Annotated in this window: 27 protein-coding genes and 1 pseudogene; 15 read left to right on the forward strand and 13 right to left on the reverse strand. The window is 60.7% G+C overall.

Annotated features, from left to right (window positions below; translation table 11 throughout):
- Positions 1–25: 25 nt before the first annotated feature.
- Both AC1DUP_RS01205 and AC1DUP_RS01210 read right to left on the reverse strand, forming a co-directional pair.
- A complete protein-coding gene (locus tag AC1DUP_RS01205) occupies positions 26–1,153 on the reverse strand; it encodes a DNA alkylation repair protein (RefSeq protein ID WP_477831876.1) in 1,128 nt (375 codons plus the stop codon).
- Positions 1,154–1,226: 73 nt separating this feature from the next.
- Positions 1,227–1,544: a hypothetical protein gene (locus tag AC1DUP_RS01210; RefSeq protein WP_477831877.1), complete on the reverse strand. Its 318-nt coding sequence runs from the start codon at positions 1,542–1,544 to the stop codon at positions 1,227–1,229.
- Positions 1,545–1,866: 322 nt separating this feature from the next.
- Here AC1DUP_RS01210 and AC1DUP_RS01215 point away from each other — a divergent pair, with 322 nt between their 5' ends.
- Entirely contained in the window at positions 1,867–5,277 is a 3,411-nt protein-coding gene (locus tag AC1DUP_RS01215) for a response regulator (RefSeq protein WP_477831878.1), read from the forward strand.
- Here AC1DUP_RS01215 and mnmC2 read toward each other — a convergent pair.
- Positions 5,274–5,993 (reverse strand): tRNA (5-methylaminomethyl-2-thiouridine)(34)-methyltransferase MnmC2, encoded by a 720-nt coding sequence (gene mnmC2, locus AC1DUP_RS01220; protein ID WP_477831879.1) that lies wholly within the window; start codon positions 5,991–5,993, stop codon positions 5,274–5,276. The two genes, AC1DUP_RS01215 and mnmC2, sit on opposite strands and share 4 nt — an antisense overlap.
- Between mnmC2 and AC1DUP_RS01225 the strand changes: the two genes are divergently transcribed.
- From AC1DUP_RS01225 to AC1DUP_RS01270, 10 genes are all read left to right on the forward strand, one after another.
- Positions 5,992–7,170 (forward strand): NAD(P)/FAD-dependent oxidoreductase, encoded by a 1,179-nt coding sequence (locus AC1DUP_RS01225; RefSeq protein WP_477831880.1) that lies wholly within the window; start codon positions 5,992–5,994, stop codon positions 7,168–7,170. The genes mnmC2 and AC1DUP_RS01225 overlap by 2 nt on opposite strands.
- Positions 7,171–7,286: 116 nt before the next feature.
- On the forward strand, positions 7,287–7,994 hold the full coding sequence (locus AC1DUP_RS01230; RefSeq protein ID WP_113308738.1) for a DUF1045 domain-containing protein: 708 nt from the start codon (positions 7,287–7,289) through the stop codon (positions 7,992–7,994).
- A 100-nt stretch (positions 7,995–8,094) separates the two neighbouring features.
- Positions 8,095–9,018: an allantoinase PuuE gene (gene puuE, locus AC1DUP_RS01235; protein ID WP_113509409.1), complete on the forward strand. Its 924-nt coding sequence runs from the start codon at positions 8,095–8,097 to the stop codon at positions 9,016–9,018.
- Positions 9,018–9,515 carry a 2-oxo-4-hydroxy-4-carboxy-5-ureidoimidazoline decarboxylase gene (uraD, locus tag AC1DUP_RS01240; RefSeq protein WP_477831881.1) on the forward strand — a complete coding sequence of 166 codons (498 nt, stop codon included), beginning with the start codon at positions 9,018–9,020 and terminating at the stop codon, positions 9,513–9,515. The genes puuE and uraD overlap by 1 nt, the downstream gene beginning before the upstream one ends.
- Positions 9,516–10,538, forward strand: coding sequence for an allantoicase (gene alc, locus AC1DUP_RS01245; protein WP_477831882.1), 1,023 nt, complete (start codon positions 9,516–9,518; stop codon positions 10,536–10,538).
- Positions 10,539–10,595: 57 nt separating this feature from the next.
- The gene (locus tag AC1DUP_RS01250; protein ID WP_477831883.1) at positions 10,596–10,889 is read left to right on the forward strand and encodes a nucleotidyltransferase family protein; all 294 of its coding nucleotides are present in this window, start codon (positions 10,596–10,598) and stop codon (positions 10,887–10,889) included.
- Positions 10,886–11,248 (forward strand): HepT-like ribonuclease domain-containing protein, encoded by a 363-nt coding sequence (locus AC1DUP_RS01255; protein ID WP_477831884.1) that lies wholly within the window; start codon positions 10,886–10,888, stop codon positions 11,246–11,248. Before AC1DUP_RS01250 ends, AC1DUP_RS01255 begins: the two co-directional genes overlap by 4 nt.
- Before the next feature lie 6 nt (positions 11,249–11,254).
- A complete protein-coding gene (locus AC1DUP_RS01260; protein WP_477831885.1) occupies positions 11,255–11,755 on the forward strand; it encodes an ureidoglycolate lyase in 501 nt (166 codons plus the stop codon).
- Positions 11,752–12,108: a hydroxyisourate hydrolase gene (gene uraH / locus AC1DUP_RS01265; RefSeq protein ID WP_113297465.1), complete on the forward strand. Its 357-nt coding sequence runs from the start codon at positions 11,752–11,754 to the stop codon at positions 12,106–12,108. Before AC1DUP_RS01260 ends, uraH begins: the two co-directional genes overlap by 4 nt.
- Before the next feature lies 1 nt (position 12,109).
- A complete protein-coding gene (locus AC1DUP_RS01270; RefSeq protein ID WP_477831886.1) occupies positions 12,110–12,850 on the forward strand; it encodes a metallophosphoesterase family protein in 741 nt (246 codons plus the stop codon).
- Positions 12,851–12,954: 104 nt separating this feature from the next.
- Here the strand turns inward: AC1DUP_RS01270 and AC1DUP_RS01275 are convergent, their stop codons facing one another.
- From AC1DUP_RS01275 to puuD, 3 genes are all read right to left on the reverse strand, one after another.
- Positions 12,955–14,097, reverse strand: coding sequence for an alpha-hydroxy acid oxidase (locus tag AC1DUP_RS01275; RefSeq protein WP_477831887.1), 1,143 nt, complete (start codon positions 14,095–14,097; stop codon positions 12,955–12,957).
- Positions 14,098–14,181: 84 nt separating this feature from the next.
- Positions 14,182–15,504: a guanine deaminase gene (guaD, locus tag AC1DUP_RS01280; protein ID WP_477831888.1), complete on the reverse strand. Its 1,323-nt coding sequence runs from the start codon at positions 15,502–15,504 to the stop codon at positions 14,182–14,184.
- Entirely contained in the window at positions 15,501–16,739 is a 1,239-nt protein-coding gene (gene puuD / locus AC1DUP_RS01285) for a urate hydroxylase PuuD (RefSeq protein WP_477831889.1), read from the reverse strand. Before puuD ends, guaD begins: the two co-directional genes overlap by 4 nt.
- A 168-nt stretch (positions 16,740–16,907) precedes the next feature.
- Here puuD and AC1DUP_RS01290 point away from each other — a divergent pair, with 168 nt between their 5' ends.
- Positions 16,908–17,102: a hypothetical protein gene (locus AC1DUP_RS01290; protein ID WP_113297469.1), complete on the forward strand. Its 195-nt coding sequence runs from the start codon at positions 16,908–16,910 to the stop codon at positions 17,100–17,102.
- An 8-nt stretch (positions 17,103–17,110) separates the two neighbouring features.
- Here AC1DUP_RS01290 and AC1DUP_RS01295 read toward each other — a convergent pair whose 3' ends face one another.
- Positions 17,111–17,299 carry a helix-turn-helix domain-containing protein gene (locus tag AC1DUP_RS01295; RefSeq protein WP_113509415.1) on the reverse strand — a complete coding sequence of 63 codons (189 nt, stop codon included), beginning with the start codon at positions 17,297–17,299 and terminating at the stop codon, positions 17,111–17,113.
- 418 nt (positions 17,300–17,717) lie between these two features.
- On the opposite strand from AC1DUP_RS01295, the gene AC1DUP_RS01300 reads away from it, so the two are divergent.
- Entirely contained in the window at positions 17,718–18,050 is a 333-nt protein-coding gene (locus tag AC1DUP_RS01300; protein WP_113297641.1) for a hypothetical protein, read from the forward strand.
- A 34-nt stretch (positions 18,051–18,084) separates the two neighbouring features.
- Here AC1DUP_RS01300 and AC1DUP_RS01305 read toward each other — a convergent pair whose 3' ends face one another.
- A complete protein-coding gene (locus tag AC1DUP_RS01305; RefSeq protein ID WP_477831890.1) occupies positions 18,085–18,981 on the reverse strand; it encodes a LysR substrate-binding domain-containing protein in 897 nt (298 codons plus the stop codon).
- Positions 18,982–19,081: 100 nt separating this feature from the next.
- Between AC1DUP_RS01305 and AC1DUP_RS01310 the strand changes: the two genes are divergently transcribed.
- On the forward strand, positions 19,082–19,276 hold the full coding sequence (locus AC1DUP_RS01310; protein WP_477832131.1) for a hypothetical protein: 195 nt from the start codon (positions 19,082–19,084) through the stop codon (positions 19,274–19,276).
- Here the strand turns inward: AC1DUP_RS01310 and xdhC are convergent.
- The 5 genes and pseudogenes from xdhC to AC1DUP_RS01335 form a co-directional block, all read right to left on the reverse strand.
- The gene (gene xdhC, locus AC1DUP_RS01315) at positions 19,252–20,103 is read right to left on the reverse strand and encodes a xanthine dehydrogenase accessory protein XdhC (protein WP_477831891.1); all 852 of its coding nucleotides are present in this window, start codon (positions 20,101–20,103) and stop codon (positions 19,252–19,254) included. The two genes, AC1DUP_RS01310 and xdhC, sit on opposite strands and share 25 nt — an antisense overlap.
- Before the next feature lie 2 nt (positions 20,104–20,105).
- The gene (gene xdhB, locus AC1DUP_RS01320) at positions 20,106–22,442 is read right to left on the reverse strand and encodes a xanthine dehydrogenase molybdopterin binding subunit (protein WP_477831892.1); all 2,337 of its coding nucleotides are present in this window, start codon (positions 22,440–22,442) and stop codon (positions 20,106–20,108) included.
- 39 nt (positions 22,443–22,481) lie between these two features.
- A pseudogene (locus AC1DUP_RS01325) lies at positions 22,482–22,571 on the reverse strand (endonuclease domain-containing protein); the annotation flags it as partial.
- Between the two features lie 52 nt (positions 22,572–22,623).
- A complete protein-coding gene (gene xdhA, locus AC1DUP_RS01330; protein WP_477831893.1) occupies positions 22,624–24,090 on the reverse strand; it encodes a xanthine dehydrogenase small subunit in 1,467 nt (488 codons plus the stop codon).
- 29 nt (positions 24,091–24,119) lie between these two features.
- A complete protein-coding gene (locus AC1DUP_RS01335) occupies positions 24,120–24,896 on the reverse strand; it encodes a 3-hydroxybutyrate dehydrogenase (protein ID WP_477831894.1) in 777 nt (258 codons plus the stop codon).
- Between AC1DUP_RS01335 and AC1DUP_RS01340 the strand changes: the two genes are divergently transcribed.
- On the forward strand, positions 24,895–25,041 hold the full coding sequence (locus AC1DUP_RS01340) for a hypothetical protein (RefSeq protein ID WP_162747107.1): 147 nt from the start codon (positions 24,895–24,897) through the stop codon (positions 25,039–25,041). The genes AC1DUP_RS01335 and AC1DUP_RS01340 overlap by 2 nt on opposite strands.
- The last annotated feature ends 15 nt before the right edge of the window (positions 25,042–25,056 follow it).

Here is a 25,056-nt window from a genome sequence, read left to right on the forward strand (position 1 = left end):
CATTTGGTCTATTTCCTATCGAAAGTCAAGAGGATGTGCCGATAATAGCCTCTGCGGGCATGGAAAGGACGAAACTTCCTGTGGCAGCCTCGGTTCCGTTGATCAGGATCGCGATGCGATGTTCGCCGGGATAGTAGCGTCGCGTCGTGATCGGCCGCATTGCATGGCGGCGCTGCACGACATGGTCTTCACCTGCTGCGAGCGTGACGGTTTTCCATTTGAAGACTTTCGGGGAGAGCGAACCGTCGGCCTTCACGTGATGGATGGCATAGTCGATCATCAGGGATTGCGTGATATCGCCGGCATTGCGCAGGCGGATTTCGAAATCCAGTCCTCCACCGAAAAGCACTGCCGGCTTCGCCAGCAGCAGTTCGCACTCCAGAGATGCGGCTGCACCGAAGCCGAAATTGGCGAGCGCCTGAGCGTGACCTTTCTTCAAAAGGGTTCGGGAGGCGTGTTTCAGGAGCCAGCGGCGTTCGGCCGAGGCACCCCCGATATGCTCGGCGATGAAGGCCGCGACGAGGTCCGGATGGTCCTTGGCGATGTCGTTCAGGCTGTTTGCGACGGAGCGGCGAACATAATCCTCGGGATCGTCCATCAGCGCCGTCAGGATCGGCCATAGGGGAGAGGGATCCTTGATCAGTTGCGGCAGGCGCATCGCCCATGGCAGGCGGGGGCGGGTGCCTTCGCTTGCCAGCCGCCGGACATGATGGTTCCGATCATCGACCCAGGGGGTGATCGTCGCCAGCGCACGTTCCTGATCCTGATGGATGAACTGGCGGATACCGAACTCCGCGGTAAAATGCGGCGTCAGCGCTTTCAGGAGATCGAGCGCGATATCGAAATGCTGCAGACCCCGCACAGCGATGAACTGGCTGACGGGCAGCAGCATCCAGCCCGTCAGCCCCGCCTTGCCGGGGGACGGCAGGCTTGCGTCAAGGATTGCGGCAGCCTCGGGAAAGTTTTCGGGCAGGGTCGCAAAGAGCGCGTCACGGATCAGTGCTGCGCGCTCCATGAGTTCCAGCGATTCGATGCCATCGGTTGCGAGCGCCGTGAACCGGCCGCTCTCGAAAGACGGCGCGTTGGCGGCGATGATATCTGCCATCCCACGCACGAGCGCCGGATGCAGAAGGTTCTTGAGTGGTTCCGGCATCGCATAATCTCCCTCTGACCATGCGATGCATGGCCCGGCGTCGGCTGGAGGTCAAGCGTCGCCGGAAAGACCCTCAGCGCCTGCAGACTTCGATGCGATAGGGTTGACCCCAACGGTCGTAGCGCCATTCCGGATGGCAGAAGCGCGGGCCATAATATTCAGGATATGCAGGATAGTAAGCGTAGGAGCGCGGATAATAGGCATAGGGTGCCGGATAAGCGGGACCCGAAGCGATCGCTCCGCCCACGAGGCCGCCGACGACGCCACCGGCTACACCGCCCCAGAAGGCATCGCGCGGCTGGGCGTTTGCGGTATCGGCTGATGCCAGCGAGGCGCCGGCAAATGTCAGTGCAATCAGGCCCGCCGCCATTGTCTTATGAAGAACGGACATGTCGATTCCTTTCATTTTAGGCTCGTCATTCAAGCCACGATCAGACTCTGCTCCGATCTCGGCGCGTTGATGGTCACGCAAGCCGTGCGGGAATTAAATTTTCTCCATACTTGCCGTACCTGAATTGGGCTGTCGGCGTTTTCCCCGTGATCTTCTGACCATTTCAGCTTCGTGCAAGCCTTTGTTGTCACTCTGATTCATCAACTTCATGAGCCGGCTTGGAATTATTGCCTGTGGAATTTTATGGTTAACAGCTTGTTAAAGGCCTTGGCCTTATAGTTGTTCTAAGGGATATTTCATTCATTGCGGGAGTGAAGACTTTTTGATTTCTACCGGGGAACTCTTGGAGCTGGCCTGCCGCCGGATCGCTGATCTGGATACCCCGGCCTATGTCAAAAACAGCGAACTCCGCTATGTCGCCGTCAACGAGGCCTATGCCCGCTTCTTCGGCCGCGAAATCTCCGATTTCATCGGGCAGCGCAGCCGCGAGCTCTTCGAGCGCCCCGAAGAAGAGGAGCGCGAGGACCGCGAGCGTCGTGCGCTGGTTTTCGGCACGGAAGAGAGTGCCATCTCCTTCGACGCTGCCGGTCTTAGCCATGAGCGGGTGCTGATAGAGAGCTTTTCGCCCTCGCAGGACCGGGCCTATGTGCTCGGTATCTTCGAACCGCGCGAACCCCACCGCGCCATTCCTGAAGTTGCCGATACGATTGCCACCGATCTCGGCCGAATCCGCGAGACGCTCGAAAATCTCGATCATCCGATCGGCATCTTTGCGGAGGATGGCCGTCCGCTGATCGTCAATGCCGCCTATCGCAATGGCAGCAAACCTGCGCCAGCTGGCAGTTCGCCTGCGCCAGATGGCAGCACGCCTGCGCCGGCCAGCGAGACTGCCTGGCATGAAAGCGTGCGGGAGCGCGACCTGCTGCGTACCATCATGGAGGATCTTCCGGTCGCCGCTTTCGTGCGCGACGAGGATCACCGGCTGGTCTACGCCAACCAATATTACGAGACCTTTACCGGCCACGCCCGCTCCAGAGCGCTCGGCATGACCGAACACGACATGTTCGGGCAGGAGGCAGGCGAGGCGATTTACCGGGAGAACCTGCGGGCGCTGAGAAACGGCGTTCTGACCGAGGTCGAGAGCAATCTGCCGAATACCGACGGGGAAATCTTCCAGGTCATCTCCCGCGTCAACCGCGTCGTCACACCTGATGGCAAGCGCTATGTCGTCGGTTCCTTCTCCGACATCACTCCGCTGAAAGCGCGCGAGAAGGAATTGATCGAGGCGCGCGAACAGGAAGAAGTGCTGCATCAGGAAATCGAGAGCATCCTGCGCTCGCTGCCGGTCGGCGTGCTGATCCTCGATAACGATCACACGATTCTCTACGTCAATGACGAGTTCTACAGTATCTGGGAACTGCCGCTCGACGACCGTTTCGATGGGCGGCCGTTCATCGATGTCATCAAGCGCAATCACGAGCTCGGCCGCTACGGCGACACGCAGGCGCCGGAAGATATCTATACGTTCCGCAAGGGGCTTTTCGAGGCTACAAACCCGGAGCCGATCCAGCTCGACTGGGCTGCCGGCAAGTCGGTCATCTTCGACTCCAGGCGCATTTCCAGCAATCGCATCCTGCTGACCTATTCCGACATTTCCGCCGTGCGGGTGCGCGAACAGGAAATCCATGAGGCGCGCGAGGCACTCGAAAACCTCGGCGAGATGATGCGCGATGCGACGCATGCGATGCCGCAGGGGCTGGCGATCGTCCAGGACGGCGTGATCAAGCTTTCCAATGACGGGCTGGCCGACGTGCTGCACATTCCGGCCGAACTGACGGACGTTGGCCGGGAATGGATCGATCTCTTCCAGTTCTGCGCCAATCGCGGCGATTTCCACGACAAGGCGGTCGAAACGCTGGAGGAGTGGCGCGCCAATATCGCAGCGCGCCAGCCGATCTCCACCGTTTTCCATGTCGGCGGCGAGCGCTGGGTGAACATGGACGCCACCATCAGCGAACGGCAGCACTGGGTGGCGCTCTTCACCGACGTCACCGAGATGAAGCAGCGCGAGGAGGAGCTGACGGAGCTTCTGTCGCGCGCCGAGGCCGCCGATCGCGCCAAGTCGGAATTCCTCGCCAATATGAGCCACGAGATCCGCACGCCGATGAACGGTGTGCTCGGCATGGCGGAACTGCTGGCCAAAACCAATCTCGATACGCGCCAGAAGACCTTCGTCGACATCATCGTCAAGTCGGGCAACGCGCTGCTGACGATCATCAACGACATCCTCGATTTCTCGAAGATCGATGCGGGGCAGATGAAGCTGCGCAAGGCGGCCTTCGATGTGATCGAGGCTGTCGAGGATGTGGCGACACTGCTTTCCTCGCCCGCTGCCGAGAAGGATATCGAGCTTCTGGTGCGTGCGGCCCCCGATCTGCCTGCAGCCGTTATCGGCGATGCCGGGCGCTTCCGCCAGATCGTTACGAACCTCGTCGGCAATGCGGTGAAATTCACCGAGCGCGGCCATGTCTTCGTCGATATCGGCTCCGAGCCATCCGCCGGCGGCGAGATCATGGTCAGCATCCGCATCGAGGATACCGGCATTGGCATTCCGCCCGAGAAGGTGGACTCGGTCTTCGACAAATTCTCGCAGGTCGACGCCTCGTCAACCCGTCGGCATGAAGGCACGGGCCTGGGCTTGGCAATCACTGCCGGTCTCGTCGATCTCTTCGGCGGTTACATCGATGTCGAAAGCGAATGGGGCAAGGGCTCGATCTTCACCGTCAAGCTGCCTTTCGCCATTGCCGCTGCTCGCGTCGAGCCGAAGCCGCTGCCGATCAACGTGCAGGGTGCGCGCGTCCTTGTCGTCGACGATAACGAGGTCAATCGCCGTATCCTGACCGAACAGTTGAGCCTCTGGGGCTTCGACGGCGTTGCCGCAGAAGGTGGTGCGACGGCTTTTGCCATTCTGGAAGCCGCCGCCGATCTCGGCATCAAGGTAGATGCCGTCGTGCTCGACTACCATATGCCCGACATGAACGGCGCCGAAGTCGCCCGTCGCCTGCGGGCCGACAGCCGCTTCGGAGAATTGCCGATCATCTTCCTGACGTCGATGGATATATCGGGGACGGAGAAAGAATTTGCGGCGCTGAACGGCCATGCGCATCTGATGAAGCCGGCGCGCGCCAATCTGCTCCGCAACACGGTTGTCGAAGTCGTGCGTGCAAACCGTGTCAAGCAGGCCTCCGAGGCGGAGATCACGCGACTGCAGAAGGAAGTGGAGGTGGCGCCGCCGCCGGCGCCTGCACCCGCTCCGAAGCGCGCTGCCGATTTCGTCGATGTCCTCGTGGCCGAAGACAACGAAGTCAACCAGATTGTCTTCACACAGATCCTGCAGGGAACCGGGCTTTCCTTCCTCGTGGTCAATAACGGGCAGGAAGCTGTCGAAGCCTGGGAGCAGCATACGCCGCGCCTGATCATGATGGATGTCTCGATGCCCGTCATGAACGGTCACCAGGCAACCAGAATGATCCGCCAGAAGGAACAGGGGCAGGGGCACCGCGTGCCCGTGATCGGTGTGACGGCGCATGCGCTGGAAAGCGACCGGGAACTCTGCCTCGATGCGGGCATGGACGACTATATGTCCAAGCCGATCAGCCCGGAGCTGCTGGAAGACAAGATCCGTCAGTGGCTCGGCGGTGGCGAATTGCAGCCGGGCCGTTCGGGCTACTAAGGCTTGATCCCACAGAGCATTTCCCGCTTGCCGGCAAAACCCTTGCGTCGCTCGACAGTAAAGCCTGCGGCGGCGAGATTGCGGCGCACGAAGCCTGCGGCTGCATAGGTGGCGAAGCTTCCGCCGGGAAATGTCTTTTCGCAGACGAGGCGCATCAGCTCTTCCGACCACATGTCGCCGTTGCGCGACGGGGCGAAGCCGTCGAGATACCAGGCATCGAAGACGGGAGCAGCTTCGGCGACACCGTCGAGGGCGCGGCCACAGACGACGCTGAGTCTCGTCTGGTCGTCGAGATCAAGCGAGACGATGCCTTCGGGCATATCCGGCCAGAGGGCCGCCAGCGCCTGCCGTTCGGTATCGATTTCGGGCCAGTGAGCCAGCGCCCGGTCGATTTCCTCCCGGCGCATCGGATAGAGCTCGAAGGACATGAAGTGCAGGTGCTGGCCGGGCTGGCGGTAAAGCTTCCATTGCCGCCATGTCTCGGAAAAATTCWGCCCGGTGCCGAAGCCGAGTTCGCCGATAAGAAAGGTCGGGCGATCGTTCCATCGTTCAGGCAGACCGTTTCCAGAGAGGAAGACGTGGCCGCATTCCAGCCGACCGTCGGTCTGGCAATAAAAATGGTCGCCAAAGGCGGTCGAATAGGGCATATCGCCGTCGCGCCATTCGAGGGGCTGCGGCTTGCCCGCGCCGATCTGATCGGGATTAATGTCTGTCATGGAAAAAGCCGATAGTCCGGCCCTGGCCTCGGGTCAATCATCCATCGATCTCCTCATCATCGGCGGCGGCATCATGGGGCTGTGGGCGGCCGTCCATGCGGAGCGGCGTGGCATTGAAACACTGCTTGTCGATGCGGGCCAGCTCGGAGGCGGCGCAAGCGGCGGACTGCTTGGCGCCCTGATGCCGCATATGCCGGACCGCTGGTCGGAAAAGAAGCAGTTCCAGTTCGATGCGCTTGTTTCTCTCGAGGCAGAGATTGCCGCCATCGAAGTGGCGACCGGTCTTTCTGCCGGTTATCGGCGCTCCGGTCGGCTCATTCCGCTGCCGAAGCCACATCTGCGCAAGATTGCGTCAGGCCATTCCGCAGATGCCGAGGCCCATTGGAAGGCGGGGGAACGACGGTTCCATTGGCATGTGCTGGACCGGCCGCCGGGTGACGGCTGGATCGCTGCGGCGGCCGGCGAGAGCGGTTTCGTGCATGATACGCTTGCCGCCCGCGTTGCGCCTCGTTCGCTTGTCGCTGCCCAGGCAGCCTTTCTGCGCAAGGCGAGGCATGTCCGTGTGCTGGAAAATATGGACATCCTGGACCTTGATCCGGTACGGGGAACGGCGTCGACCGGAGCCGGGACGATCGCCTTCGGGCGCTGCATCCTTGCCGCGGGATATCGCTCATTTCCCCTTCTGGAGAAGCTGACGCCGGGCCTGCAAAAACCTCTCGGACAAGCCGTGAAAGGGCAGGCTGCGCTGCTTGCCGCCGATATCGATCCCGGCTTGCCGACGATCTTCCGGGATGGGCTTTATGTCGTCGCGCATGAGGGCGGTCATGTGGCTGTCGGCAGCACCAGCGAAAACAGCTTCGCCGACCCCTTTTCCACGGACGAGCAGCTCGAAGTGCTGATCGAGGCGGCCCGAGACATGGTGCCGGCGCTGCGCGATGCGCCTGTCATCGAGCGCTGGGCCGGATTGCGCCCCAAGGCGGTCGACCGCGACCCGATGGTCGGAGCGCATCCGGCGAATCGCAACCTCATTGCCTTGACGGGTGGCTTTAAGGTCAGCTTCGGCCTGGCGCACCGGCTGGCGGAAGCGGCAATATGCATCGCAAGCGATGTACCCACGGAATTTTTATTGCCGGAAAGCTTTGGAATTTCAAACCACATCGCGGTCTCTTCACGTTAGACGTGAATTAGAAACCGCTCCGCTTCGTTATTCTGTCATGCAAATCACCTATCTGCTTGCGCATCAAGGGCGCGGGACGCGATCCCGCGCTCATTTCATCCGATGGAGGAAATCGCATGCGCTATGCCATTTGCTTCACGCCATCAGCGAGCGATCCGCTCTCGCATGTGGCGGCCAGTTGGCTTGGCCGCAACGTATTTTCAGGCGATATGGTCGAGCCCCCGGCAATCCGCGGGCTCGGTATCCATGAGATCGCCTTTCATACGGCAGTGCCGCGTCGCTACGGATTCCATGGCGTGTTGAAGGCTCCTTTCCACCTCTCTTCCGAGGTGTCCGAATCGCAACTCCTGCGCGACATGATGCGGTTTTGCGGGACGCTTTCGCCTTTCCAGATTCCGCGTCTGGAAGTTGCGCGTCTCGGCACATTCTACAGCCTGTCACCGATCCGGCCCTGCGATCAGGTTCACTACGTCGCTTCGGCGATCGTTCAGGAATTCGATCGTTTCCGGGCGCCGCTGACCGAGGCGGATATCGAGCGCAGCGATCCGGATGGTCTTTCGGCGGCGCAATTTGCGAACCTGCATCGCTGGGGCAATCCTTACGTGATGGATGAGTTCCGCTTCCATATGCCGGTCACAGGTCCGGTCAACGCGGTCGACATGCCACGCATCGAGCAGGCGCTGCGATCGCTCTTCGATCCGGTGCTTGTCGAGCCGGTGACGGTCTCGAATGTCGCGCTGATGATCGAAGAAGGTGCCGGCGGGCCGTTCCGGGTCCACTCGCTGCATCCGATGGGCAAGGTGAGCGCGCGCAAGATCGCCTGACGCGCCGAGCCTCGGGCCAAAGGTCATCTGAGCACTTTTACGCCTCGACATTCCGCCAGTGGATGCTACCGTTTCACCTGTCTTTTCAGAAGGTGATTTGATGGTATCCGAGACCTATCCGCGCAATCTCGTCGGTTACGGGCGCAAGACCCCCGATCCGAAGTGGCCCGGCGAGGCGCGCGTCGCAGTGCAGTTCGTCATCAACTACGAAGAGGGCGGCGAGAGCTCTATTCTCGACGGCGATCCGGCTTCGGAAAACCTGCTGTCGGAAATCGTCGGCGCGCAGCCCTGGCCGAACCAGCGCAATCTCAACATGGAGTCGATTTATGAATATGGCTCCCGTGCCGGTTTCTGGCGGCTCTGGCGTCTTTTCACCGATCTCAAGGTGCAGGCAACCGTCTATGGCGTGACGCTTGCCATGGCCCGCAATCCGGAAGCGGTCGCCGCCATGAAGGAAGCCGGCTGGGAGATTGCCAGCCACGGCTATCGCTGGCTGGAATACAAGGATTTCCCGGAAGATCTGGAGCGTAAGCACATCCTTGAGGCTGTGCGGCTGCACACCGAGCTGACTGGCGAGCGACCCTATGGCATGTACCAGGGCAAGCCCTCCGACAACACGCTGCGGCTGGTGCAGGAGGAGGGCGGTTTCCTGTATTCGTCGGACTCTTATGCCGACGATCTGCCCTATTGGGTGAAGGGCATCGACGACAACCCTTTCCTCATCATCCCCTATACGCTCGATACCAACGACATGCGGTTTGCCACGCCGCAGGGCTTCAATTCCGGCGACCAGTTCTTTGCCTATCTCAAGGATGCGTTCGATACGCTCTACGAGGAGGGCAAGGAGGGCAGCCCGAAGATGATGTCGGTCGGCCTGCATTGCCGTCTCGTCGGCCGGCCGGGGCGCATAGCCTCGCTGCGACGTTTCATCGAATATGTGCTGAAGCACGACAAGGTCTGGATTCCGCGCCGCGTCGAGATTGCGCAGCACTGGCATGCGAACCATAAGCCGGAAACGATCTGATGATCTCGCGCAACGAGTTTGTGTCCCGCTTCGGCGGCGTATTCGAGCATTCGCCGTTCGTTGCCGAACGGGCCTATGACGACGGTTTTGTCAGCGAAAAGCTGACAGTGGACCGCGTGCATACGGAGCTTGTGGCCATATTCCGCGCCGCGAGCCGAGAGGAGCGTCTCGGTGTCTTGCGCGCTCATCCCGATCTTGCCGGGCGGCTGGCGATATCGGGCGAGCTGACTGAAGATAGCAAAAAGGAGCAGGCGGGCGCCGGGCTTGACCGCTTGAGCCCCGCCGAACATGCGCGCTTCACCGAACTCAATTCCGCCTATACGCAGAAATTCGGCTTTCCCTTCATCATCGCCGTGAAGGGGCTGAACAAGGATGACATCCTTGCCGCTTTCCAAAAGCGGATCGACAACAGCAGCGACGAGGAATTCGTGACTGCGGCAGCACAGGTCGAGAAGATCGCGCTGCTTCGCCTGACATCCATGCTTCCGGAGACTTGAATGACCGATACAACCGATACCAGCCTGCCAGCCTTCGCCACCGGCGCCATCAATCTCGCCTCGGCCCGTCTCGGCGCCAAGGGACTTTCTGCCACCGACGAATTTTTCGCGCCGCTGGAGCGCATGCTGCAGGATGTGCCGGCAAGCTTCGATCCGGATCTCTACGACGATAACGGCAAGTACATGGACGGCTGGGAAAGCCGCCGCAAGCGCGTTCCCGGCCATGACTGGGCGATCGTCAAGCTTGCCATGCCGGGCCGCATCTTCGGCTTCGATGTCGATACCAGCTATTTCACCGGCAATTACCCGCCGCATTGCTCGATCGAGGCTGCCTTCGTGGAGAGCGGCGATCCGACCGATGCGACGCAGTGGAGCGAAATCCTGACGAAGTCGCCGCTCGGCTCCAGCGCGCACCACTTCTTCGAAAATGCCGACAAGCAAAAGATCTGGACGCATCTGCGCCTGCATATCTATCCGGATGGTGGCGTGGCGCGCCTGCGGGTCTATGGTTCGGCCTATTTCGACTGGTCGAAGGTCGGCGCCGGCGAGGAAGTCGATCTCGCCTATATCTTCAACGGCGCGAAGGCGCTTGCCTGGTCGGATGCGCATTACGGCCATCCCGACAAGCTGCTCGGCCCCGGACGTGGCCTCAACATGGGCGATGGATGGGAAACCAAGCGTCGCCGCGGCCCGGGCCATGACTGGGCAATCATTCGCCTCGGTCATCCCGGCACGATCAAGCGCGTCATCGTCGACACCGCCTTCTACAAGGGCAATTTCCCCGACACCTGCGAACTGTTTGGCGCCTACCTGCCTGATCTCGGCGACACGCTTTCGGAGGCCGATATCGCTGCCTCCGAAAGCTGGAAGCCGATCCTGCCTCGCAGCAAGCTGCAGATGGACCATATCCATGAATATGGCAGCGACGTCGTTGCCGATATCGGCCCGGTCACACATGTGCGCTATGCCATGCATCCGGATGGCGGAACGATGCGCCTTCGGCTTCATGGGGTGAAGGCTTGAGTTCTTTCCTCTTTCCAACGCGTCCCTTATATTCGCGGCATCAGGAGTGATGCCGCGATGAGACCGTCGGAAGTGCTGGAGAAGAACAGGCAGGCGATCCGCGAAGCGACCAAACGCTTCAACGCGACAAACCCGCGAGTCTTCGGCTCCGTCGCCCGCGGCGAGGATCTGCCGGATAGCGATCTGGATATTCTGGTGGATGCTTTGCCGGGCAGCACATTGCTGACACTTGGCGGTTTGCAGGACGCGTTGGAGCAAATGATGCTTGGCACGCCGATCCACTTGCTGACCCCCGGCGACTTTCCCGAACCGATCCGCATCCGGGTACTTTCCGAGGCGAAGTCCATATGAACGAAAGTCGTATCCCGTATCTTCTCGAGCGGATGCGATCCGCGGCGGCCGAGGCCAATGCAATGATCGCGGATGTCAGCAAGCAGCGGTTTCTTGAGGATATTATCCTGCAGCGCGCTGTAGGGATGAGTCTCTTGATGGCGTCGGAAACAGCTGCTCAGCTGATGAAGATTCATCCCGAATTTCCTGTCGAGCACCCGGAATTTCCATGGGGGGCGATGCGCGGTATACGCAACCGCATCGCGCATGGTTATTTCGACATTGATCTTGAGACAGTCTGGGCCACAGCCAAGGACGATGTGCCTGATCTGCTCGACAGGCTCGATCTTGTCCGCAACTGGCGTGCGCAGGGCGAATAGTAGGCAATGTCCCGATATCTCGACATACAACCTCTCACAGAGTCCGCCTTCGCAACGTTCGGCGAGGTGATCGAAGCCGATCCCGCGACCATGCGTTATATCAACGGCGGCAATACCGAGCGCTTCCATGCGCTTGCGGCACCGGAAGCCGCGGGCGCGGGCGCGCGGGTCATCATCAATCTCTTTCGCGGCCAGCCACGCGGCTTTCCCTATGACGTCGGCATGATGGAGCGGCATCCGTTCGGCAGCCAGAGCTTCTCGCCGATATCGGGCCGTCCTTTCCTGGTCGTCGTCTCTGAAGATGAAGACGGGCGTCCGGGGCGTCCTCGGGTCTTTCTCGCCCGCGGCGATCAGGGCGTGAACTATCGGCGCAATGTCTGGCACCATCCGCTGATGGCGCTCGGCGAGCCCTCCGATTTTCTGGTTGTCGATCGCGACGGGCCTGGCAACAATCTGGAAGAATTCTTCTTCGACATCCCCTTCATCATCAAAGAGCCAGAGCTATGACCGGACTGACCACCCATGTTCTCGATACTGCTCTCGGCAAGCCGGCGCAGGGGCTGAGGATCGATCTCTTCCATATCGAGGGTGAGGTTCGCCACCATCTCAAGTCCGTCGAAACCAATGCGGATGGGCGGGTCGATGGCGGGCCGATCCTGATCGGCGAGAGCTTTCGAACTGGCACTTACGAACTGCTCTTCCATGCCGGCGATTATCTCAGGGCAAACGGCACACCGCTGCCGCATCCGGCCTTCCTCGATCTCGTGCCGATCCGGTTCGGCATCGCGGATACCTCGGCGCATTACCATGTGCCGCTGCTGATCTCGCCCTACGGCTATTCCACCTATCGGGGAAGCTGACATGCGCTTTGCCGCGATCGCCGATATTCATGGAAACCATACGGCGCTGGAAGCGGTGCTTGCCGACATAGCAGCATTGGGCATTGTCGATATCGTCAATCTCGGCGACTGCTTCAGCGGTCCGCTGGAGGCTGGCAAGGTGGCGGACCGGCTGCTGTCACTCGCCATTCCGACCGTGCGCGGCAATCACGACAGATATCTGATCGAGCAACGGCCGGAGGATATGCACATCTCCGACTCCGTCGCCTATGCGCAGCTCGACGCCGCGCATCTCGATTGGCTGCGGTCGCTGCCGGTCGACCTGATCTACCGGGATGAAGTCTATCTCTGCCACGCAACGCCTGAGGATGATAATCTCTACTGGCTGGATATGGCCGCTGCCGATGGCAGCGTGGTGTTCAGGCCGCAGGCAGAGATCGAAGCGCTGGCGGAAGGTATCGAAAGCCCATTGATCCTATGTGGCCACACACATATTCCGCGCATGGCAGCACTTTCCGGCGGCCGTCTTATCGTCAATCCCGGCAGCGTCGGTTGCCCGGCCTATGATGACGACAAGCCCTATCCGCACAAGGTCGAAACCGGCCACGCGCTGGCGAGTTATGCGGTGCTGGAAAAATCGGCCAGTGGATGGACGGCACAATTCCGCAATATCCGATACGACAACATGGCTATGTCGGCGTTGGCAAAGGCCAACGGTCGCCCAGAATGGGCGTCTGCGCTCGCGAGCGGTCGCGTGCGCTGAGCCTCGAGAATCTTCGTTTTTCCTCGAAGCACGAAGATGCTCTGTCTCTCTGTTTTTGCGCAATTCCCGGCGGAAAACCGCTGTGCACTTTTGCTGGAATTGCTCTATTGCCGCCCTGCGATGATCGAGGAATCGACATCCTTGATGTCGCGCTTGCCGCAGAGCGCCATGGTGATGTCCATCTCCTTGCGAATGATCTCGAGCGCCAGCGTGACGCCCTCCTTGCCCATGGCGCCGAGGCCATAAAGGAAGGGGCGGCCGATATAGGTGCCGCGTGCGCCGAGTGCCACGGCCTTCAGAACATCCTGGCCGGAGCGGATACCACCATCGATATGCACTTCGAGACGGTCGCCGACGGCATCGACGATCCGCGGCAGCATGCTGATCGTAGAGGGGGCGCCATCGAGCTGGCGACCGCCATGATTGGAGACGATGATGGCGTCGGCTCCGGTTTCGGCTGCCTGCCTCGCATCCTCGACATCGAGAATGCCCTTGATGATCAGCGGACCGCCCCATTGTTCCTTGATCCAGGCGACATCTTTCCACGATAGCTGCGGGTCGAATTGTTCGTTCGCGAAGGTGGTGATCGAGGGAAGGTCGTCGAGGCCCTTGGCGTGGCCGAGGATGTTGCCGAAGTTGCGACGCTTCGTCTTCATCATCTCCATGCACCAGAAGGGGCGCGTCGCCATCTGCCAGATATGTTTCGGCGTGAATTTCGGCGGCGCCGAGAGGCCGTTGCGCAGATCCTTGTGGCGCTGGCCAATAATCTGCAGGTCGGCGGTCAGCACCAGCGCTGAGCATTTGGCGGCCTTGGCGCGGTTGATGAGATCGACCACGAAGCCTCTGTCGCGCATGACGTAGAGCTGGAACCAGAATGGTTTCGTCGTGACGGAGGCGACATCCTCGATCGAGCAGATGCTCATGGTCGAGAGCGTGAAGGGTACGCCGAATTCCTCGGCGGCGCGGGCCGCCAGCATTTCACCGTCGGCATGCTGCATGCCGGTCATGCCGGTCGGAGCAAGTGCCACCGGCATCGACACGTTCTGGCCGACCATCGTCGTTTCGAGCGTGCGGTTGGTCATGTCGACCAGCACGCGCTGGCGCAGCTTGATATCCCTGAAATCGGCTTCGTTCGCGGCGTAGGTCGATTCCGTCCAGGCGCCGGAATCCGCATAGTCGAAGAACATCTTCGGCACGCGGCGCCGAGCCATTGTCTTGAGATCGGCGATGGTAAGCGGCGTGGCCATGAAGCGGACCTTCACATCTGAAAGATGCTTTCGCATACCATGCTTTTTCGGCCTTTGGTATTTGATTCCACGCCGGTTTTCACCTCAGCGGGCAGCTTGGGAAAGCCCACTCTTCATCGCCACGCCGGCAACATAGGTTTCCGTCACGGAGCGGTCGTCGCCCATGGTCTGCAACAGGAAAAGTTCTTCCGGAAGCGTCTTCACCACCTCCATCTTCAGGGCCATGGCAGGTGTCGCGGCGGCATCGAGAACGACGAGGTCGGCATCCGTGCCGGGCTCCAGCGTGCCGATCCTGTCGGCCAGCGAAAGTGCCTCGGCATTGCCGAGCGTCATGTAATAATAGCTGTCGAGCGGGTTCAGCCGTTCGCCGAGAAGCTGCTGGATCTTGTAGGCCTCGTCCATGGTCCGCAGCATGGAATAGCTGGAACCACCGCCGATATCGGTGGCAACGCCGATACGGACCGGCTTTTCGCGGCGGGCAAACGCCTTCAGCGGGAACAGGCCGGAACCGAGGAAGAGGTTGGAGGTCGGGCAATGGACGGCAACCGCGCCCGCTTCGCTCATGGCGTCGGCCTCCCGCTCCGAGAGATGGATGGCATGGCCGAAAAGGCTTTTCGGTCCGAGCAGTCCGTAGCGGGCATAGATATCCGTGTAGTCGATCGCCTCCGGATAGAGCTCGCAGGTGAATTTGATCTCGTCGTGATTTTCCGACAGATGCGTCTGGATGTGCAGGTCGGGGAATTCGCGGGAGAGTGCTGCCGTTGCCTCCATTTGGGCGGGCGTCGAGGTGATCGCAAAGCGCGGCGTGATGGCGACGTGGTTGCGGCCCTTGCCATGCCAGTCGGCAATCACCTGCCGGGTCTCGTCGTAGCCCATCTCAGGCGTGTCGAGCAGCCCCTGCGGTGCGTTGCGGTCCATCATCACCTTGCCGCCGACCATGCGCATGTTGCGGCGCAGAGCTTCTGCGAAATAGGCATCGGCAGATGTCTTATGAACGGAGCAATAGGCAACCGCCGTCGTCGTGCCATGGCGGATCAGCTCGTCGTAGAAATGCGTGGCTATCCTCTGCGCATGGGCGCTTTCGACGAAGCGGCATTCCTCCGGGAAGGTGTAGGTGTTCAGCCATTCCAGAAGGTTTGCGGCATAGGAGGCAATGACCTGCATCTGCGGGAAATGCAGATGCATGTCGATCAGGCCCGGCATGATGAGATGCGGGCGATGATCGATTTCGCTGACGTCTTCGGGCGCCTTCGCCTTGATGTCGTCATAGGCGCCAACAGCTGCGATGATGCCATCCTCGATCAGCAGGCCGCCATCCGTCTCATAAATATAGCTCTCGCTATCGGCGAGGCTGAGCGGGGCGCGGCGGAAGGAGAGCAGACGCCCGCGCAGGAGTGTTGTGGTCATTCTCGTTTGCCTTCGACTGCGCTTTCGAACCAGGCGACGAGCAGCTTGCGCTCGTCGGGGGTAATGTCGGTCACGTTGCCCGGCGGCATGGCATGGCTGCGGCCGGCCTGTATATAGATTTCCCGCGCATGCGCGGCAATTTCCGCGTCATTTTCCAGAACGACGCCTTTCGGTGGCCGGGCGATGCCTTCATAGACCGGCTCTGCGGCATGGCACATGGAACAGCGTGTGGAGACAAGCTGCTTCACGGCGGGAAAATGCGGATCGCCGGCAAACTGCTGGAAGGCGGGAGCGACCGACGCGTTTTCATCTTCGCCCGTGAGCAGCTTGGGCACGGTCGACAGCCACATGATGAGGATGAAGAGCACGACGGTGACGATCCAGGTCCAGGTTGGCCGTCCCTTGCGGGCATGAGTGGTGTTGAACCAGTGGCGGATCGTGACGCCCATCAGGAAGACCAATGCGGCGATCACCCAGTTGAAGGCGGTGCCGAAAGCCAGCGGATAGTGGTTCGACAGCATGAAGAAGATGACGGGCAGCGTCAGGTAGTTGTTATGGAGAGAGCGCTGCTTGGCCATGTAGCCGTATTTGGCGTCCGGCGTGCGACCGGCGATCAGGTCGGCGACGACGATCTTCTGGTTGGGGATGATGATCATGAAGACATTGGCCGACATGATGGTGGCGGTGAAGGCGCCGAGATGCAGGAAGGCGGCGCGTCCGGTGAAGACCTGGGTGTAACCCCAGCCCATGACGACCAGCACGACGTAGAGGACTGCCATCAGGCCCCAGGTGTTCCTGCCGAGCGGCGATTTGCAGAGCAGGTCGTAGATGATCCAGCCGCCGGCCAGTGATGCAAGCGAGATCAGGATCGCCACCGGTCTGCTGATATCGAGCACATGGCGGTCGATCAGGAAGAGGTCGGCGCCGCCATAATAGACGATGCAGAGCATCAGGAAGCCGGAGAGCCAGGTGAAATAGCTCTCATATTTGAACCAGGTCAGATGTTCCGGCATCTGCGCCGGCGCCACCAGATATTTCTGGATATGGTAGAAGCCGCCGCCATGGACTTGCCATTCCTCGCCGTGAACACCGGCGGGCAGATGCGGCCGCTTCACCAGCCCCAGGTCGAGCGCGATGAAATAGAAGGACGATCCGATCCAGGCGATCGCGGTGATGACATGGAACCAGCGCGCCGCAAAGGCCAGCCACTCCCAGGCTATTGCATATTCATACATTCAGTTCCCCTGTTCTTCTTCCCGACTCGTGAGATTGCGAGAAATTCAAGCGCGAGGAAAGGGGGCACGTGGGGTTTCTTGCCGCAGTGGAGATTGCAGGAAGAGCTTGCCGGGTGCGGCATTTGTGCTAAGGCATCGCCGACGACGCTAATAAGGAGCCGCTGAAACATGCAGATCGAAGTCCCTTGCCCGAAGTGCCGCAACACGCGCATGAAATTTCCGCGCCCGCAGCCGATCGACAGCGACATCATCACCTGCTTCAACTGCAATTTCGAACTCGGCACCTATGGCTCGATCAAGACCAAGATGGTGGCGATGCTGAACCGCGTTGCGGCTGCCGAGGAGCAGCAGAAGAAGCACTAATTCACGGTTTAAGCCGGTGCAGTCGCGCCGGCCGCGGCAAGGGGCCGTGCACCGATGTCGGTAAGCCGAGCCCGGTTCCTGAGAAGGCGGTAGCCGAGGCGCGGCAGCGTCATGATCCATTCCTGGCCATCCGGCTGTTGTCCGAGTGCCTCGCGCAGATGGGTGATCTGTACAGAAAGATTACCGTCCTCGACCATCAGCCCGGGCCAGCCCGCCTTTTCCAACCTGGCGACCGTCGGGTATCAAGCAGCGCCTTGAGCCGTGAAATCGCGCGCTGGCCGAGCGCAACTGGCTGGCCATCCCGCAGCACGCCGCTGCCGGGGTCGAGCATGAAACGGCCGAAAGCATATCACTGCTCTTCCGTCGCAGTGCTTATATCCGCGCAATTTGAGGTGGCAATCTGGTTGTACGCTGTGCTGTGGAGCGGACGTCTCATTCGCACGCCTTAAAAAATGGCGGATTTCTGCGACATTTTATCCACCGCTAATGCTCCAAAGTGGAGCAAACGATTCCTTGAAATGTGAAGATCGGGTTACAGTTTTGAAATACAGGCCGCCGGGATGAGGTGGAAACCGCATGACACTGGCGGCGCATTCATCGACGGAGAAGATGCCCATGCGCAGCATTCTGACATGCGTGATGATTGCCTATGCGTCGTTCGCGACAGCCCACGACGCCGCTACGGGTTGGAGTTACGACCCCTACTGTTGCAATGGAAATGCCGAAAACGGCGATTGCCAGATGATCCCGTCCAAGACCGTGGCCATCACGCCGGATGGCTATCGCGTGACGCTGAGACCCGGCGATCACCGGCTGGTAACGCGAAGCCATGTCTTCCTGCTGCCGATGACCAGGGCGATGCATTCAGGCGATAGCGACTACCATATCTGCCTGTTCCCGAACGAAGATACGCCGCGATGTTTCTATGCGCCCGATATGGGCTACTGAGAGGATTTAAGCCCCGCCATTTTGCGTGACATGTTCAGTCCTGCTCCACATCGAATTTCTGCAGCAGCCATTTCCGGAAATTCCTGATTTTCGGCACGTTCCGCCTGTTTTCAGGATAGGCGAGCCAATAGTCGCGCCCGTCATTGCCGGTCAGTTCAAAGGGCTGATAAAGCCTGCCGGCGGCGACATCGTCCTGGAAATGGCCGGGATTGAGCATGGCGACCCCGCCGCCGGCAATGGCGATGCTGGCATCGAGGATCTGGGTGCCGAATTCGCTTTTCGGATAGCGGGAGAGATCGGCATCCTTGACGCCGGCCGCCGTGAACCATTCTGCCCACCAGGAATCGCCGGCGCTGATCAGGAAAAGCTTCAGCAGGTCTGCCGGCTCGTGGATGCCACCGATTTCGGCCGCGAGCTTGGGGCTCAGCATGGGGGAGTAATCAAGTCTCATCAGCCGATGACTGATCAGGCCCGGCCAATCGCCGCGACCCCAACGGATCGCCACGTCGGCGGCCTCTTTCTGGAAATCGACGATGGTGCCCGATGTGATCAGCCTCACCGCAATATTAGGATATTGCAGCTGGAACGCGCCGATGTAGCGCGAGAGCCATTGCTGGGCAAAGGTCGCCGTCGAATGGATCGTCAGCGTTTCCCCTGTTGTCTTGCGCATCGAGGCCATGGCTTCGATCAGAATGTTGAATGCTTCGGAAACCCTGGGCGCGAGATGTTTGCCTGCTTCCGTCAACTCGATCTGGCGGGGCAAGCGCAGGAAGAGCGGCTCGCCGATATTCTCCTCCAGAAGCTTGATCTGGTAGCTAACCGCCGTCTGCGTCATGCCGAGCTCGTCGCCGGCTTTGGTGAAACTGCTGAGCCGAGCCACGGCTTCGAAGACGCGCAGCGCATTCAGCGGGAACTGCTTCGACAGCTTCATGGATAAGTTCTCTTTATGGATGCAGACGGTTGTTCGATTGGAATTGCAGCATTTTTCCCGGCAAACTGCAATCATCTCATCAAACCATCAAGGTGATGTCATGGATTGCCAAAATATCGAAGAGCGTTCTCCCACAAGAGAAGGATTGCTCACCATCACGATCCGCCGGCTGGCCCGGGGCATCGGCAGCCGGATGCCGCAGCTGGATATGGATGTCACACCCGATCGCATCAAGCGTGATCTCGGCTTCCTGGACGGACGCGATCCGCGTTACGAGGATGACCGGTTGCGATAGGCGGCAAGTGCGGTCAAGATTTCGGCTGCCGTCATGGCAGCGATCACTTCGGGGCGTTTGTCCTTCACCGCCGATCCGCCGATCGGCAAAGTAAGGCGATCGAGCCAGGAGCGTTCGCCGCCTGCCTCGCGAGAGAGCCAGCTTGCAAAGGTCGCGCGTTTGGTCGCCGAGCCGATCATGCCGATATAGGCAAGGTCGGTGCGGGCGAGCGCTTCATGAGCGATCAGGAAATCCAGCGCATGGTCGTGCGTGAGGATGACGAGTGCCGCACCAGCAGGAATATCTTTCACCAATGCCTCGGGCATCGGCACCAACAGGCATTTTGTCCGAGCTGGAAGATTGGCAAGCTCATCCTGCCGGGTCTCGATGACGGTGACCGAAAGCGGCAGCGGGGCGAGTGCGGTGGCAAGGGCGCGGCCGACATGCCCGGCGCCGAAGACGTAGACCTCGGGCAGGCGTTCTGCCTCGTCTTCCTGCTTCTTCTCCAATTCGCCTCTGACCGCATCTGTCACATGCCGAAAGCGCAGTTGCGTGCGGCCGCCGCAGCATTGGCCGATTTCCGGTCCGAGCGGAATATCCATCATGTCAGTGCCGCCGGTGCCCGCCAGCAATTCGCGGGCATTGCCGATGGCGATGAATTCAAAGTGGCCGCCGCCGATCGTGCCCCACACGCTGCCAGCCGCGACCAGCATGAAGGTGCCGGCCTCGCGCGGCGTCGAGCCCTGTGTATCGGTGATTTCGACGAGGATCGCTTCGGGCTGCAGGGCCAGAAAGGCGCGGAAGTCGCTGCCGGGCACAAAACCGGAAAGGATCTCGCGCCGCGTCATGGCTACACCCTCTTCATCCTCTCGACAGCCATCAGCACACGTTCGGGCGTTGCGGGCGCATCGAGATGGGGACAGACGCGGTAGTTCGCGACACTGGCAACGGCCATGGAGAGCGCTTCGAGGACCGATATTGCCAGCATGAAGGGCGGTTCGCCGACGGCCTTGGAACGGCCGATCGTGGCTTCCGCATTCTCGGACCATTCGGCGAGTTGCACATTGAAAATCTTCGGGCGGTCGGAAGCGAGCGGGATCTTGTAGGTGGAGGGCGCGTGCGTGCGCAGGCGGCCCTTGTCGTCCCACCACAATTCTTCGGTCGTCAGCCAGCCCATGCCCTGAACGAAGGCGCCCTCGACCTGGCCTATGTCGATTGCCGGGTTCAGCGAACGGCCGACATCGTGGAGGATATCGGTGCGGTCGATCAGATACTCGCCGGTCAGCGTGTCGATCGAGACTTCGGTGCAGGCGGCGCCATAGGCAAAATAGTAGAAGGGCGTGCCGCGGCCGGCCTTGCGGTCCCAGTGGATCTTCGGCGTCTTGTAGAAGCCGGCAGCGGAAAGCTGCACGCGGGCGAAATAGGCCTGCTTGATGAAATCGGGGAAGGGGATTTCGATCTCGCCGACCCGCACGCGGTTCGGCAGGAAGGCGATCTCCGAGACCGGAACCTCCCATTTCTCGGCCGCGAAGGCGACCAGTCGTTCCTTGAGCTGGCGCGCCGCGTCATAGGCGGCCATGCCGTTCAGGTCCGAGCCGGAAGACGCGGCCGTGGCCGACGTATTCGGCACTTTGGCTGTCGTGGTCGCCGTGATCTTCACCCTGTCGATATCGACCTGGAAGCTGTCGGCCAGGACCTGCGCCACCTTGGTATAGAGGCCCTGGCCCATCTCGGTGCCGCCATGGTTCAGGTGGATCGAGCCGTCCTGATAGATATGGACGAGCGCGCCGGCCTGGTTGAAGGCGGTCATGGTGAAGGAAATGCCGAACTTGACCGGCGTCAGCGCGATGCCCTTGCGGATGTAGCGGCTGTCTCGATTGAAGGCGACGATGGCATTGCGCCGGACGCGGTAGTCGGCGCTGTCCTCCAGCTCCTCGACCACACGGGCGATGATGTTATCCTCGACTTCCTGATGATAAGGCGTCGTCGTGCGTCCCGAGCCCGGCTGACCGTAGAAATTCAGCTTGCGGATATCGAGCGGATCCTTGCCAACGGCATAGGCGATCTCCTCGATGAAGCGTTCGGCGCCGAGCATGCCCTGCGGGCCGCCGAAACCGCGGAAGGCGGTGTTGGAGACCGTATGCGTCTTCAGCGGCTGAGAGACCAGGTGCACATGCGGATAGAAATAGCTGGAATCGGCATGGAAGAGCGCGCGGTCGGTGACCGGGCCCGACAGATCCGAGGAGAAACCGCAGCGGGCCGAATAGGTGGCGTCGACCGCATGAATGCGGCCCTCGTCATCGAAGCCGAGTTCATAGTCGACACGAAAATCGTGGCGCTTGCCGGTGGCGCTCATATCCTCGTCGCGGTCGGGGCGGAACTTGATGGCGCGTTTCAGCTTCTTGGCGGCGACTGCGGCAAGGGCTGCGAACTGGTTGCCCTGTGTTTCCTTGCCGCCGAAGCCGCCGCCCATGCGGCGCACGTTCACAGTCACGGCATTCGATGGAATGTTCAGAACATGGCCGACGATATGCTGGATTTCGCTTGGATGCTGGGTCGAAGACCAGACGGTGACCTCGTCGTCCTCGCCTGGGATCGCCATGGCGATATGGCTTTCGAGGTAGAAATGTTCCTGGCCGCCGATGCGCATGCGGCCTTTCAGCCGGCGCGGGGCGTTTGCCATTTCTGTTTCGGGCTCGCCCCGCTTCAGCGTCATCGGCGTGATGACGAGCGGGCTGCCGTTCTCGATGGCGCCGTCGATATCGCTCCAGTGCGGCAGATCGCGATATTCGATCGTCGCCTTGCGGGCGGCGCGGCGGGCGATCTCGCGGGTTTCGGCAATCACGGCAAAGATCGGCTGGCCGTGGAATTGCACCAGGGTTTCGGCAAGCAGTGGTTCGTCATGGCTACCGTTCGAGCTGACGTCGTTGACACCCGGAATGTCCTTGCCGGTGAAGACCCAGACGACGCCGGGATAGGCCGCGACCTCCGACAGGTCCATCGAGAGGATCTCGGCATGGGCGCGGTCGGACATGCCGAGCGCGCCGTGCAAGAGATCCGAGGGTTCGGGAATATCGTCGATATAATCGGCACTTCCGGTGACATGCTTATGCGCTGAATCATGACGAAGCGAGACATGCATCTGGCCGTTGATGAGCTTGCGATCCTCGAAGGTAGACTTGTCCATTAGATGCCTCCTTCAGGAGGAAATGTGGTGCTGCGTGGGGCCCTCATCCGCCCTTCGGGCGCCTTCTCCCCGAGGGGAGAAGGGGGAAACGAGACGGCCCGGCATCCTCTTCTCCCCAGCGGGGAGCAGGTGCCCGAAGGGCGGATGAGGGGGCGGCTTGCGCCGATATGCGTCATCCTCATCATGCCACCTCCTCGAACCGCTTCAGTTCAGCGGGCGCACCGACCGTTTCGAGGTAAAACCGCGTCAGCAGGTTCTTGGCCGTCAACTGGCGATATTCAGCAGTCGCGCGCCAGTCCGTCAGCGGCTGGAAGTCGGTGTCGAAGGCCGGGCGTGCAGCCTCTATGGTTGCTTCCGTCCAAGGCTCGCCGATCAACTCGGCCTCGACGCTGCGGGCGCGCTTGGGCGTTGCCGCCATGCCACCGAGTGCAATGCGGATGTCGGTAACGCGGTCCGTCTCATCCAGCACCAGATAGAAGGCGCCGAGTACGGCGGTGATATCCTCGTCCCGGCGCTTGCTGATCTTGTAGACGGCGAATTTAACATCCGCCATGGGGTAGGGCACGAAGACGCTTTCGACGAATTCGCCTGGCTGGCGATCCTGCTTGCCATAGGCGATGAAGTAATCCTCCAGCGGGATCGTGCGGGCGCCTTCGGCCGAGCGCAGCGTCAATTGCGCGCCGAGTGCGATCAGGGGCGGCGGGCTGTCGCCGATCGGCGAGCCGTTGGCGATATTGCCGCCGATCGTGCCCATGTTGCGCACCTGATCGCCGCCGATACGGGTGATGAGGCGGGCAAAGGCGGGGATCTTCCGGGCGATGGTGTCGAGCGCGCGGGTGTAGGTGACGCCGGCGCCGATCGCGATGCCATATTCGCCCGCGGTAATCGTCTGAAGCTCCGTCAGGTGATTGACGAAGACGACGGGGTTCAGCTGACGCATCTGCTTCGTCACCCAGAGGCCGACATCGGTGGAGCCGGCAACGATGGTCGCCGTCGGCTCGGCCGCAAGCACCCGCGCAAGCGCGTCAACGGAGCGCGGCACAATGAGGCGGCCTTCTTCTGACACAATCGAGATCGTATCGGATGCCTGCATGGCCCAGAGGCGAGAGATGATTTCGGCACGGGTCTTTTCGAGTGGATCGAAGAGGGCGCTCGGTCGCTGCAGGCTCACCTGCTCGGCGGCCTTGACGATAGGCTCATAGCCTGTGCAGCGACAGAGATTGCCTTGCAGTGCCTTTTCGATCTCGGCACGGTCAGGCTTCTCGTTGGACAGCCAGAGGCCGTAAAGGGACATGATGAAGCCGGGCGTGCAGAAGCCGCATTGTGAACCGTGGCAATCGACCATGGCCTGCTGCACCGGATGCAGCGTGCCATCTCTGGCAGCCAGATGCTCGATCGTCACGACATGGGTCGCTTGCAGCGAGCCAGTGAAGCGGATGCAGGCATTGACGGATTCGTAGAAGAGCTTGCCGTCGATCAGCCGGCCGACCAGCACGGTGCAGGCGCCGCAATCGCCTTCGGCGCAGCCTTCCTTGGTGCCCGTCAGCCGCCGCTTCAGCCGGAGAAAATCGAGAAGAGTCTCTGTCGGGCGGACGTTGCTCAAGGAAACGTCCTCGCCATTGAGGATGAAGCGGATGCTGTCGTTCATGATATTCCCGGTTGTTTTTCTTAAAATGGTTATGCCGCTGTCCAGCCCCCGTCAATCGAGATATGCGTGCCGGTCACCTGCCGGGCTTCCTCGCTTGCAAGGTAGAGGGCGAGCGCTCCGATCTCCTCGGCCTTGACGAATTCGTGGGTCGGCTGTGCCTTGAGGATAACCTCGGTCTTGACCTGCTCTTCGGTCATGCCGCGCGCTTTGGCGGTATCGGGGATCTGCTTTTCGACGAGCGGGGTCAGCACGTAGCCGGGGCAGATGGCGTTTACCGTCACACCGAATTCGGCAAGCTCGAGTGCTGCCGTCTTCGTCAGACCCAATATACCATGTTTTGCCGCTACATAGGCAGATTTGAAGGGCGAGGCGACCAGACCATGCGCCGAAGCGATGTTGATGATGCGGCCGGACTTTTTGGCCTTCATCAGCGGGATCGCGGCACGCATCGTATGAAAAGAGCTGGACAGATTGATCGCGATGATCTGATCCCATTTCTCGATCGGGAAATCCTCGATCTTTTCGACATGCTGGATGCCGGCATTGTTGACGAGCACATCGACCGTTCCGAAGGTCCTGCCGGCAGTCTCGATCAGATCGGCAATCTCTGATGGCTTCGTCATGTCGGCCGGGTGATAGAGTGCCTTCGCTTTCGACGATGATTCAAGGCGTTCGATTATCGCCTTGATTTCGTCGTCCTTTCCGAAGCCGTTGATGACGACGTTGTCGCCCCTGGCGGCAAAGGCGGTGGCGATCGCAAGCCCGATACCGCTGGTGGAGCCGGTGACGACGACGGATCTGCTCATGCTTCTTCCTCCCTGGATGCGAGATGCTGCATTGCAGCGTCAGCGCGAGGTTATGCCCAAAGGCGGCGTGCTGGCAATCGGGAAGTGGCTGAGAGGCCAGACCGCCACTTACGCCCTTCCAAGCCAGGCGGACCTGCCCTATTGATTTGCCACGACAACA

The sequence above is a fragment of the Rhizobium sp. 01L419 genome (genome assembly GCF_056400025.1).